Source organism: Glutamicibacter sp. BSL13 (assembly GCF_052928425.1).
The window spans coordinates 1-11,540 of record NZ_JAVGCZ010000091.1; the positions used below are offsets into that span (position 1 = coordinate 1).

An 11,540-nucleotide genomic window follows, 5' to 3' on the forward strand; every position below is an offset into this window, starting at 1 on the left:
GCATCGAAAAGGTGATCCTTTTGAACTGGGTGGATGAAGCTTAGATACCTCTATTTTCCCAGTTCAGGTCACCTTTTCCTCGTTAAAGACCGTTAATGACGTCCCGAACGATGAAACGCCCGGGCTAACACGAAGAAAAAGTAGTCACGGTGGGGCGTAGTGCAGACTAGTACTATGCCCCAACGTGTTTTTGTCGATGCCAACGTGCTCTTCAGCCGAACGCTGCGCGACTGGCTTTTTCTGTTGCGAGTGGAGTCTGAAGGTGGGATGTTTCAGATTCACACCACGTGGGACGTTATCACCGAGGCAGGCGCCCGATTAAGGGATCAATATCCTGAACAACGTGGAAACCTAGTCTCAGGTGTGATCGCAAAGTGCCAAACGATTTTCGATGAAATTCTCCAGGACTATCCCGGCGGCCCGATCAGCGGTATCAGTGATAGAGAAGACTGGCACGTTCATCACGCGGCTGAAGCCTGTCATGCCCAGATCCTTCTCACTGAAGATACTGGTTTTGACTCGGACGCCACGTTTTATGAGGTCTACACGTGTGATGATTTTTTCGCAGAAATCGCGGCTTCGGCTCCAGAAGTCGTACGACGTGTAGTCAAGTTCCAGGCGAGCTATTGGGCGAAAAGGAACGGGAAGCCCCTACCCGAGGCGCTGCGTGAGGCACAGTGCCCCAATTTTGCCCGAATCGTCCAAAAGCACCTCCAGAACCTGGCGCATCACGGATAACAGTCCGGCTTGGAGTTACCTGCGCGTTGACCAGCACGTCGAAAGGGTCCTTTTCTCGAAGCAGGGCATGAAGTTAGACGGTCGATCTTCACCCCACAAGGCCAGTCGAGGGTCGTGACCTCATCGGAGGCTGGGACCTTCTGGGCCTTTCCGACGGATCTCGTCCTCCTGCACCCGGTTTTTCTGCTCAAGTTGGTGGGCGCTACGATTCTTCCGCAACCGAGCCAAAAGAGACTCGGCAGCTGCAGGAGGTTCCTGTTCCTCAACTCGACGTCCTGGTGCAGTAGATGCAGTCTCCTCCTGCTTTTCAGCGGCTTTTTGTTGTCGTTGAACCCGTTGACGTAGCTCAGCAAGTTTGGCCTGAGCGCTGGTGGGAGTCAACGTAGTGCTGGCTTGGCCAGCGGTCATCGTTGCGTGGTCTTGTTTGGCTTCGGCGCTCAATGGCGGCGTCCTCGCTAAAGCCGAGTGCTTGTGCAGTTCGGCCGCGCGGTTACGTAGGCCCTGGGCAACCTCACTCTTCTTCAGATGCGAGGCCGGCAGTAGTCCTGGCTCTGAATCGGCAATGTTGTAGGTGCGGCGGTAGGCGGCGACTTCGGCCGCGAGGCGCCGCCACTCTTCAGCCCGGTGACTGCGTCCTGGTACCGGTCCCAGCGATTCCAGCCAGGCTGGCGGGTTCTGCGCCAGCTGCGCTCCAAGGCGCCGATGCTCGGTATCCAGCGCTTGCCGGTAGGCGGTGATCTGTTCCTTCCAGGCCACAGGTAGTCGTGGATCGGCCAGCTGCGCGCGTGGTGCGTACCATTCGCCCAACTCGTTACGTTCACGCGGGTGTGCAAAGGCCGGCTGTTCCAGCTGACGTAGTTTCAACTCGCGGCTGATGCGCTCTAGAACCGTGCCGCTCGTAGCAGCAATCAGGTTGTGGTCGCGGTCGCGGATCTCGGCCTGACGCAGCTGTTCGGGCATGTTTTGGCGTAGCTGCTGTTCTTCGCGCAGCTTGGCCAACGACCAGGACAGGTATTCTTGCTGATTCTCGGGGTTGGAAGGGATCTGGCGTAATAGCTCGTCATCGGTGCTCTTAATCCTGCCAGCCAGTGCCTCTTCGGTGAGGTGGCCATACAGGCGCCGCGTGTAAGCGGTGATGCCCGCGGCCTCGGCCAGGTCGATGGCGGTCTGGCGGTATGGTGTGCCCGCAGCCGCTGATTGTGCCAGCGCGCGCTGTTTCAGCTCGGCCAGGTGTTCGTCGCTGACTTCACACAACGGACGGCGCGCCTCGGCCAGGACGGCTTCGCGGTTTTCAATCAGTGGCTGGAGACGCCATGCCAACACCGCCGCACGGTTCTGCGCGTTACCGAACTCCCGCTGCGAGTAAGCATCTTCCAGCAAGGATTCGAGCTTGAGCCCCTTGTCTTCAGCATCCTTCAGATGATGAACAACCGCGCCCCAAGCCGGGTCAGCGAGGAACTGTTCGGCGCTCTCGTTGCCAATGACGTGGCGGAAAATCTGCTCATACTTGGCGGTGCGGGCCTGGTCTACCAGGTCGCGGTAGATCTCCCCCAAGCCGTCAATGTCGCGGGCCTTCTCAACCTCGCGGCTCATCGCTTCGTGGGCGGTGATATTCAGATCGGTGCGCTCGGCAATACCCTTGAGCACTTCATCTGGCCGTTCGTCCTCGGCCAGTCCCACATAGATCCGGTTATCGAATTTGCCTCGGCTGGTGGCCACGTAGGCGCCGGCCCGGTCAGTGCCGCTGGTGAGCAAGGCGTGGGCGGTGTCCACGGTAGCGCCCTGCGCGGTGTGCACGGTGTCCGCGTAGCCCAGGATCACATGCTCTTGCACGTAGCAGGCTGGAATCACCGCCAATCCGTTGTGCTGCTGGTGGCATGCCAGCAGGTGATTGCCCTCGATGCCTTCAACAATCCACGCGTCGTTGTTCTTGACGAAGTCCTTGCCCTGGTGAACGCTCAAACGCCGGTCATTGCTCTTAGTCAGGATCACGTCTCCCACGTAGATCTCGACGTGGTTCCGGGCCATCATGGACTGCGTATCATCCAGGTGGCCGTGGTGCAGCCGGTAGGCTTGGGCTTTCTTGTTCAGGTTATCTACCTGGGCGTTGGTGCCGCCCAGCATGAGCGACGTGCGTCCGTCGTTAGTGTCCTTCTGCCAAGCAGCGAAGACCTGATCGGCCATGTGCTGTGCGCCGCCAGCCTTGATCTTGCCCTCGGCTCGGTAATAGGCCCAGGGGTCATCTTTACCCACGACGGGGGCTTCACGGAGCGCCAAGGAAGCTTCAGCTTCTTCCTTGTTGGCACTGCCATCCGCGTTCCTGAACCGGTGAATCTGTTCAAGGTGAACTAGCTTCTCTTCCTGGTTCAACAGGCGCAAGATGCCACCGGAACCGACCGCGGCCAGCTGCTTGTCATCACCAATGGCACGCACCAGGGCACCGCGTTCTTTGGCCTGCTCCACCAGGGCCACGAACGCGGTGGTGCCTAGCATTCCAGCCTCGTCAATGATCACTACATCCCCGGGCGCAAGCTTGTCCGGAGTGACCAACAGCCGCTCAACGGTCATGGCTTCCGCACCGACTTCATGACCGAGCAGGGCTGCTGCTTTGGCTGAGGGCGCCACCGCGATCACGCCGTGACCGCTGTTCTTCATCGCTGTGACAGCCAGCTTCATCGCGGTGGTCTTGCCAGTGCCGGCGGGGCCGATACCTGCCACCAGGAGTTTCGAGCTGCACGAGAACTCACGGGCAAGCTCAATCTGCTGATCATTCAAACGACCCGTAAACCCGTCCAGGACGCGCCGGAATTCCTCATGGCTCGTAGAGGGAATGACATCGGTCCTGGCGGCCTGCAACACCCCGTGCTCGGCTTTCATGACGGCTTCGGACGTGTAGAGCGCGGAGTGCGGTTTCTGGTACTTATGCACCGCCGTCATCGCTCCTGGCACCGCTGCCGGCACGGGTAGATCCGGGCTGACTTTCAGGCTCAGTGAGTCAATCGCGGTCGTACGGATCTGCGCAATCACCTGAGCTGAGACTGGTCGCGCTTTGAATTCCTGGGTGAGCTGGCGGCGTACTTCGGCTTCCACATGGGCCGTAGTCCAAATGGCGCGGCTTTGTTCTAGACGGGCGATCGTGGACTGGGCCAGCGTTTCAATCTTCTGTGGGGAAAGCTCTTCGATACTCGTGTAGTCGATGCGATGAGCCTTGGAATACTTGCGAGCTGCCTTGAACAGATCTTCACCCACCAGTGCCCCGGGTACGGCTGCGAACTTCTGCTGCCAGTTCTCAGTCAGCTCGGAAAGGGACAGGCCTTTCTTCTTCTCGGCACGGGTTTCGAGGGTCGCTTGCTGGGAAAGTTTGATCAGCTGCTTCGAGTTCGGGACACGCCCGTGCTTCTCCTCGAACTCGGAAACAAGGCTCTTCAGCTTGTCTTTGATGTGGGTTCGGCGCGACGAGGCGGCCTCGATGGCTTCCATGGGAACACCACCAATCTCGATAATGGGCCGTTTCCCGTCCGCCTCACGCTGGGTGGTGGACAGCCCTAATTCCTTGCACACATACTGCATGATCTTGGCGTTGTAGTGCTCTGAAGCGGAGACGGCGTACTTGTGCAGCACCGTACCGTCAATGGCGCTCCACTTGCCATCCATGCCCAACACCTTGTTTGAGACAACAATGTGATCGTGTAGCTGCGGGTCACCATCACGTGAGTCATAGTGACGGAACGAAGTGTAAATCAGCCCGCCGTCAACGTCCTCCGAACGCACACCATTCTTACCACGCCGTGTGAAGACCGCATTGTTTTCCAGGTACGTCATCGCATCTTCAATGGCCACATGGTGAGCCCTTTCGATAGCCTGCTGCACCTTGCGATCGCTGACGCCCCACAGATAGGAAATACTCTTCGACGGGGAGAACACCATGTCATAACCAGCTACCGCATTGGAACCCTTATGCGTCTGTCGGGAGATGAACTGGGAGAGTTCTTCTTTGTCTTTGGGCTTGCGCCCATGCAGCTTGTAGAAGTGTTCACCGCCCGCCTTGGCACGGAGGATTCGGCGTTCATCGACAGTTGGTTCACGATGCTTGAGACGAGCGAAGTCACCCAGTGCAGTGTTGATCTTCTGAGCCAGCTCGGAGTCGAACTGATCGAATCTCTTGTAGCGTTGACCCAACTTAGGATCGATCTTCTGCCCGGTAGCCGGGTCAATCTGCCCGGCCAAGGGATGCTGTCCCGAACCATAGAGCAATTCCATTTGCTCTTCGGTAACCTCACCAGAGACCCCCAGATGCTTAGCCCCACGCCCTCCCCAGAGGCCAGGCGGGTGGCCGGTCACAGTGTAGTAATCACCGAGTTTCCTCTCGGATGACCGCAGCTCGTCAGCGGAGGCGACTTCTCGGGTGTAGTACAAATAGCCGTCTCCTGCGCTGAGCTTGTGCAGGGTCATCACACCGGTGATTCTAGCAATTCCGGCCAAAGTTATCGAGGATGCAAAAGGTGTAACAGATCTAGACTTTATCCCTTTGCCTTGCTTCCCTCGGACCCGAAAGGCGTGGGACTCGACAGGAACTGGGCCGTATCTGCGAACAAGTCGAATTCGTATTCGATATACCGGACTAGATTGGCGTAGTGAATACCGACAAAGCGGCCTGCTAACTCTCCACCAAACTTCTGCGTAGCAGAAACGGTCGTTATTGACTCACCCGGTTTCCTTTCCTTGACCCTCTAAATCTACATAGGTAGTATGAGTGCCATGGAGCGCTTATCGAGGCATACCCCCGCAACAGCCGCTGTAATCAGTGTGTTGCTGGAATCGACTGATTCCGTGTGGGGTCTGCAAATCGTGAAAAAGACCGGGCTCAAGACGGGCACGGTCTATCCCATTTTGGAGCGCCTCGAAATGGCCGGGTGGATCACGAGCGAGTGGGATACCGACCTCAGCCGTAAGGGCCCCCGTCGCAGGTACTTCAAGTTGGACGCAGCAGCGGTTCCCTATGCGCACGAGTATATTTCCGCTCAGCAGCCGAAGCTTTCGGCGAAATTCAACCTCACTTCCGGGAAGCTCGCATGAGCCAGTCTTTGATAGCTCGCGCGCTTTTGCAGCTATCACTTTTTGTCACGCCAGCGCATCTGCGCGAGGAGCGCTCTGAGCAGTGGCGTGCGGACCTTCGCGATTGCGGGGAGCTGGGGATTCCTTCCGGTGATATTCTCACCGGCGCTCTCTTAGCTGGTGCCCGTCTGAGGATCGCGCATGGACTTGACGCTTTATCTGGACTAGATCAACGCAAAGAGGAGAAAGCAATGAAAATACTGTTGCCAGCCGCCCTGATCGCCGCCGTTCTCGCACTCGGCGGCATCGCTGGAGCTTCGAAATTGTCGAACCACGAGGTCACCTACTTCACGGTGACCGACGAGATGATCCAAGAGAATGCCAAGACTACTCCGAATGACCCGATGATCATCGATGGTCAAGAAGTGCTCGGTGGAGGGGAGATCGCACCCGCATACCCCGGCGAGTAAATATCGGCGCCTGAACTTGCCCGTCTCCTTAAATCTACATAGCATGAGATCGATGTATGTCGCATACGTCGATCTCTCGCTATTTCTAAGGAATTACTCATGTCACGAGCCGCTTTGGCTGCTAAGGCCGGCATCTTAGCCCTGGTCTTCTCCCTCGTTCCAGGAATCGCTTCAGCCGCTGAAGCCGACACCCCGCAATGGGCCATTGATGAGGGCATCACGATTGTTGAAGTCGATCCCACCGAAGGCACACCGATCTCTGCCGAGGAGCTTGCGGAGATTGAAGAGCTGGAGGAAACGCAGATGCCCGCCACCGATACCCCGATCTACTTGAGCGATGTTCCAATGTTCCAGCCGTTTGTTGACATCGTGACCTGCGGCAGCCGAATTGACTGGTACCGTTGGCGCGGCCAGAATGGCGCGAATGTGCTTTGCTTTGCCAACAAGGGCGAGGCCAGCCTCAGCAAGTACAACAACGTGCGCTACCTTTGCCCCGGTGCTAACCGTGGTCAGACCCGTTACTACTACGGGAATCAGCACTACTGGAGCACCTGGCGTGGCCCGGTGTCGAACCACAACACCTGCTACTCATTTGGTGACTACGCTGTTGCCGCTAAGGGAGTCAGAATTAGCTAAGCTCCGCGCTACATTCTTCTCGAAGGAGCGGGGTGTGACTGCACAGATTGTGCAGTCACACCCCGCCCCCTTCATTTACCAATATCTGCGCCCGGCCAGCGCAGCTCTATGAGACACCCCTGCAGGGATCTAGGCTGAAACCATCACGGGACATTTCCCGCCGAGGACTACAACTACAGAGGAATCCAGGATGACCACCGAATCAGCAGCCTTGGACGCCCCCAGGGACGGCTACGATAAGAAATTCCTCGAAACCTGCATCGATGCGCCAGCTCTAAACCCTGAGCACCTGGCCTACTCCGTACTCGTAGATGGCTCACCGATCATTAACTACACCCACTTCTCCCTCACGCTGAGCCGTTCACGGCGACTGGCCCGATGGGTGGGATGGAACATCGACGGGGGAAGTATCAAGCTCCTTGATCGAGCAGGGACCAACTTCAGAAAAGATCCACGCCTCCCGCAGAGACACAGGTGGGTAACGGGCTCTACAGCAACAACGGGCTAGACCGCGGGCACCTTGCCCGCCGCGGCGCACTGACCTAGGGCGAAGTCTACGAAGCCAAACAGGCGAACTATGACTCGTTCTTCTACACCAACATCACATCATTTCTTTCATGATCCCAACCAGAACGTCATTCATGATGCTTCACAACCCATAGGTTGCAAGACGTCTCATCGATGCCCACTCCCGTGGTGAACAATCCTCGGAAAATCAGTCGACTGACATTCTCATAACTATGTGCCGCAGCTAACGGCATAGAATCGGGTCTGCACCATTAGTTGCGAGACACTTTTGAAGGGCCGATGCCCAAATAGGTCGAATACGCCAGCACATCTACTCATGTCCAACACATCGAACGCCAGATTCAGGCCCTCATCACCGCTGGCGTCCGACGTCATGACCTCTACATCGACCACGGCCAAACGGCCAGGACTGGCCAAGACATTTGACCCGCTACGTCCGTCACCGGTTAGCAGCGGTCAAAGAGTTCGTGGACTCCACCGATTTGCTGCCGTGGTACAGGAAATTCGAGAGTGAACGCGCTTTCTCCGGCTCTGCTTACACAATCAGCACCAACATGGAGCTGGTCTATTGTTGTAGACAACCTCATTGAGGGTGCGAGTGATGATCTGATCAGGTCCCGTCGTCCAACCGGATGGCGGGACCTTTTCAGTGCCCGCAGGTTCGTGCGCCGGCTGCGGGGGGAGCGCCTAGTCCCGGACGGTGATCCCAAAGTGCACGGCGAACAGTTCGGCCAGCGACTGCAGCTGGGCCGGGTTCACCACGGTGCCGCGCAGGCTCCCAAGCCCGCTCAGGCTCTGCAGCTGGGCTCCGCGCAGATCCACCTGGCGCATTTTTGCCCCGGCACAGTGCATGGTGCCGGCCTTGACGTTCTCAAAGGCCAGGCGCTCGATCCGGCACTGGCTCAAATCCAGCTCCTCGATCACGCAGTCCCGCAACAGCACGTCGCGCAGCCGGGCCCGCTGCAGACTGAGCCAGGTGAACTTTGACCCGCTGATCACCACGTTGTCCAGCTGCGCCTCGGCCAGGTCCGCGCCCCCGAACCGGCAGGCGTCCAGGCGCACCTGCCACATCCCAATCCGGTGGGCGTTCAGGGCGGGGATCTGCAGGTTCCCGGCCACGGTCCGCAGCCAGTGGGCGGCCTGCAGGTTGGCCTCGGAGATGCCCAGCCGCTGCAGTTCGCACTCCTCGAAGGTGCTGCCCGACAGGTCCAGCCCACTCAGGTCCAGGCCGCAGAACCGCACCCGTTCCTGCAGTCCGCGCTCGGCCAGGTCCGACGCCGTGCCTTCCCGCAGCACCGGCGGCAATGACCAGCCCCCGGTTTTTGGCGCAGCAACCGTGCGTGGAGCACCCATGACCATCCCTCTTCCCTCACCGTCCGGCAGGCCGGTCGGCCCGCGGTCCCTTCCACTGGGGAGGGTATCAAAACAGCGGCGCCGGGGCGGGAGGCTACTTGGCCAGGTACCCGCCGTCCACGGGCAGGGAGACGCCGGTGACGTAGGTGTTCTGCGCATTGGCGAAGTAGGCCACCGCCCCGGCCACGTCCTCGGGCAGGGCCACCCGGCCCAGCGGGATCGCCGCGGAGACCTCGCGTTCGGTGGCGTCCGCGTCCTCCTGCCCGGCCAGCCAGTCCTCGAACATCTGGGTGCGGGTCATGCCCGGGGCGACGGCGTTGACCCGGATGTTGTGTTCGGCCAGTTCCACGGCCGCGGCGCGGGTCAGGGCGAGCATGGCCCCCTTGCTGGCGCTGTACAGCCCCATGGTGGGCACCCCGATGCTGGCCAGCCGGGAGGTGATGTTGATGATCGCCCCTCCCCCGGCCTCCCGCATCACCCGGCCGGCGGCCTGCAGGCAGAAGATCGCGGCGAACGTGTTGATTTCGAAGGCCTCACGGATCTCATTCTCCGGGGTGTCCAGCATCCGGTTGATGTGGTCGATGGCGGCGTTGTTCACCAGCACGTCCAGCCGCCCGGCCCGGGAGACCACCTCATCGATCAGTCGCTGCGGCGCCCCCGGTGCGGTCAGTTCGGCCTGGATGAAGAAGACCGCCTCGCCCAGTTCGGCGGCCACCTTCTGCCCGCGTTCCGCGGAGCGTCCCGAGATCGCCACCCGCATCCCGTCGGCCACCAGCCGCCGGGCGATTTCCACCCCGATGCCGGAGGTTGCCCCGGTCACCAGTGCCACGCGCTGCGCTTCGCTCACGAAATCCAACTCCTTCTTGTTGCCGTGTTCTTCGTTCTGGGTATTGTCGGTGGGCCGCGCCCCGGGCGCCTAGCGGCGCCCGGCCCCGACCAGGGTTTCACCCTGTTCGATGCGTTCCTTGTCATCGCTGCCCGGGATCACGTTGCCGCGCAGCGACCGCCCAGCCGTCTCGCGGAAGGTGAGCACCGAGACCAGGCCGATCACGCCGGCCCCCACCAGGTACCAGCCCGGGACCAGGGAGCTGCCGGTGAGTTCGATCAGCGCCTCGTTGGCCACCGCGGCGGTGCCGCCAAAGATGGCGGTGGACAGGTTGTAGCCGATCGCGAAACCGGAGTAGCGCACCGCGGTGGGGAACAGGGCCGGCAGGGTGGAGGAGATCGTGGACAGCAGCACCACCAGCAGCAGGCCCAGCACGCCGATGCCGATGATCTGCCCCACCAGTCCCCCGGTCTGCATCAGCTGCACCGCCGGGACCGGCAGCAGCACGAACCCGGCGCTGGCGGTGATCAGCAGCGGCTTGCGTCCGATCCGGTCGCTGAGCGCCCCCAGCGGCACGATCAGCGCGATCATCAGCAGCTGGATGAACACCAGGGTCAGGTTGGACTCGGTGGCCCCGTGGCCCAGCGTGGCCGTGAGGTAGCTGGGCATGTAGGTGAGCACCAGGTAGAACGCCACGTTCACCAGCACGATGAACCCGAAGAGCTTGAACAGCTGGGCCGGGTAGTGCTTGAGCAGCATTCCCAGCACCTTGGTCGCCGATTCGACTTCCTCATGCTTGGCGGTGTCCTGGGTGAAGGTCTCCGGTTCCTCCAGGTGGCGGCGCATCCACAGCGCGATGCCGCCCAGCAGCAGGGTCAGCGCGAAGGGCAGGCGCCACCAGCCGGCCATCATCCCGTCGGTGCCCACGATCAGAGTTAGCACGGTGCACAGGATCGCGGCGCCGCTGAAGCCGGCCAGGGTGCCGAACTCCAGGAAGGAACCGTACTTGCCCCGCTTGTCGTCCGGGGCGTGTTCGCTCATGAACACCGCCGCCCCGGCGTACTCGCCGCCGGCGGAGAAGCCCTGGATCATGCGCAGCAGCACCAGCATCAGCGGGGCCAGGAAGCCGACCTGGTCAAAGGTGGGCAGCGCGGCGATGCAGGCGGTGGACACGCTGATCATCACGATGGTGAAGATCAGGATCTTGCGCCGCCCGATTCGGTCGCCCAGCGGCCCCAGCACGGTGCCGCCCAGCGGGCGCACGATGAAGGAGATCGCGAAGGTGGAGAAGGCCAGGATGCGCGGCAGCGCCCCGGCGTCCTCCCCGAAGGTGAAGAACAGCTCGGAGATGTAGACGATCAGGTATCCGTAGATGCCGTAGTCGAACCATTCGATCGCGTTGCCGATCGCCGACCCGGCCACCGACTTGCGGGCCAGTTTCTTCTCTTCGGCCGTGAAATCCGCTTCCCTGCGGATCGCCGGCAGCTGTGCTGGGCTGGACATTGTCTTCTCCTTAGTCCCACTGATGGTGATGATGGCGCAGCGCGATGAGTGCGTAGGCCCGCGCCGCGGTGCACAAGTCCTGGATGGAAACGCTTTCGTTGGGCTGGTGGGCCTGGGTGTTAATTTCCCCGGGCCCCAGCACGAGGGTGGGCACCTGGTGGTGTTCGGCCAGGAATCCGCCCTCGCAGGAGGCGGTCCAGATTCCGGTCTCCGCGCTGGCCCCGGCATCCGCCAGCGCCTGGCAGACCCGGCGGGTGAAGGGGTGCCCGGGCTCGGTGAGGAACCCGGGCATCTGCATCTGGACTTCCCCGGTGATCTGGATCAACTCCCGGTGGGGGATCGCGCTGTCGGCGATGAGCAGGCGCAGCTGGCGCAGCAGCTGCTCCAGGATTTGCTGCGGGTCCTCCCTGGGCAGCAGCCGGCGGTCCACG

Annotated in this window: 10 protein-coding genes; 5 read left to right on the top strand and 5 right to left on the bottom strand. The window is 60.6% G+C overall.

Going from position 1 to position 11,540, the window contains the following annotated elements; translation table 11 throughout:
- Positions 1–174 precede the first annotated feature (174 nt).
- On the top strand, positions 175–738 hold the full coding sequence (locus RCJ92_RS12910) for a PIN domain-containing protein (protein ID WP_396277565.1): 564 nt from the start codon (positions 175–177) through the stop codon (positions 736–738).
- A gap of 120 nt (positions 739–858) precedes the next feature.
- Here the strand turns inward: RCJ92_RS12910 and mobF are convergent, their stop codons facing one another.
- Complete coding sequence (mobF, locus tag RCJ92_RS12915; protein ID WP_446754768.1) at positions 859–5,190, bottom strand: MobF family relaxase; 4,332 nt, start codon at positions 5,188–5,190, stop codon at positions 859–861.
- Between the two features lie 306 nt (positions 5,191–5,496).
- Here mobF and RCJ92_RS12920 point away from each other — a divergent pair, with 306 nt between their 5' ends.
- The 4 genes from RCJ92_RS12920 (at position 5,497) to RCJ92_RS12935 (ending at position 7,407) form a co-directional block, all read left to right on the top strand.
- Positions 5,497–5,814 (top strand): PadR family transcriptional regulator, encoded by a 318-nt coding sequence (locus RCJ92_RS12920; RefSeq protein ID WP_396277566.1) that lies wholly within the window; start codon positions 5,497–5,499, stop codon positions 5,812–5,814.
- Complete coding sequence (locus RCJ92_RS12925; protein ID WP_396277567.1) at positions 5,811–6,263, top strand: hypothetical protein; 453 nt, start codon at positions 5,811–5,813, stop codon at positions 6,261–6,263. Before RCJ92_RS12920 ends, RCJ92_RS12925 begins: the two co-directional genes overlap by 4 nt.
- A 99-nt stretch (positions 6,264–6,362) precedes the next feature.
- Positions 6,363–6,899: a hypothetical protein gene (locus tag RCJ92_RS12930; RefSeq protein ID WP_396277568.1), complete on the top strand. Its 537-nt coding sequence runs from the start codon at positions 6,363–6,365 to the stop codon at positions 6,897–6,899.
- Between the two features lie 190 nt (positions 6,900–7,089).
- Positions 7,090–7,407: a DNA/RNA non-specific endonuclease gene (locus tag RCJ92_RS12935; protein WP_396277569.1), complete on the top strand. Its 318-nt coding sequence runs from the start codon at positions 7,090–7,092 to the stop codon at positions 7,405–7,407.
- Between the two features lie 707 nt (positions 7,408–8,114).
- On the opposite strand, the gene RCJ92_RS12940 is transcribed toward RCJ92_RS12935, so the two are convergent.
- The 4 genes from RCJ92_RS12940 to RCJ92_RS12955 all read right to left on the bottom strand — a co-directional run.
- Positions 8,115–8,780 (bottom strand): pentapeptide repeat-containing protein, encoded by a 666-nt coding sequence (locus RCJ92_RS12940; protein ID WP_396277570.1) that lies wholly within the window; start codon positions 8,778–8,780, stop codon positions 8,115–8,117.
- Positions 8,781–8,874: 94 nt separating this feature from the next.
- Positions 8,875–9,627 (bottom strand): SDR family NAD(P)-dependent oxidoreductase, encoded by a 753-nt coding sequence (locus tag RCJ92_RS12945; protein WP_343830194.1) that lies wholly within the window; start codon positions 9,625–9,627, stop codon positions 8,875–8,877.
- A 69-nt stretch (positions 9,628–9,696) separates the two neighbouring features.
- Complete coding sequence (locus tag RCJ92_RS12950) at positions 9,697–11,109, bottom strand: MFS transporter (protein WP_138927038.1); 1,413 nt, start codon at positions 11,107–11,109, stop codon at positions 9,697–9,699.
- Positions 11,110–11,119: 10 nt separating this feature from the next.
- The coding region (locus RCJ92_RS12955) for a M20/M25/M40 family metallo-hydrolase (protein ID WP_446754767.1) at positions 11,120–11,540 on the bottom strand (421 nt) is incomplete at its 5' end.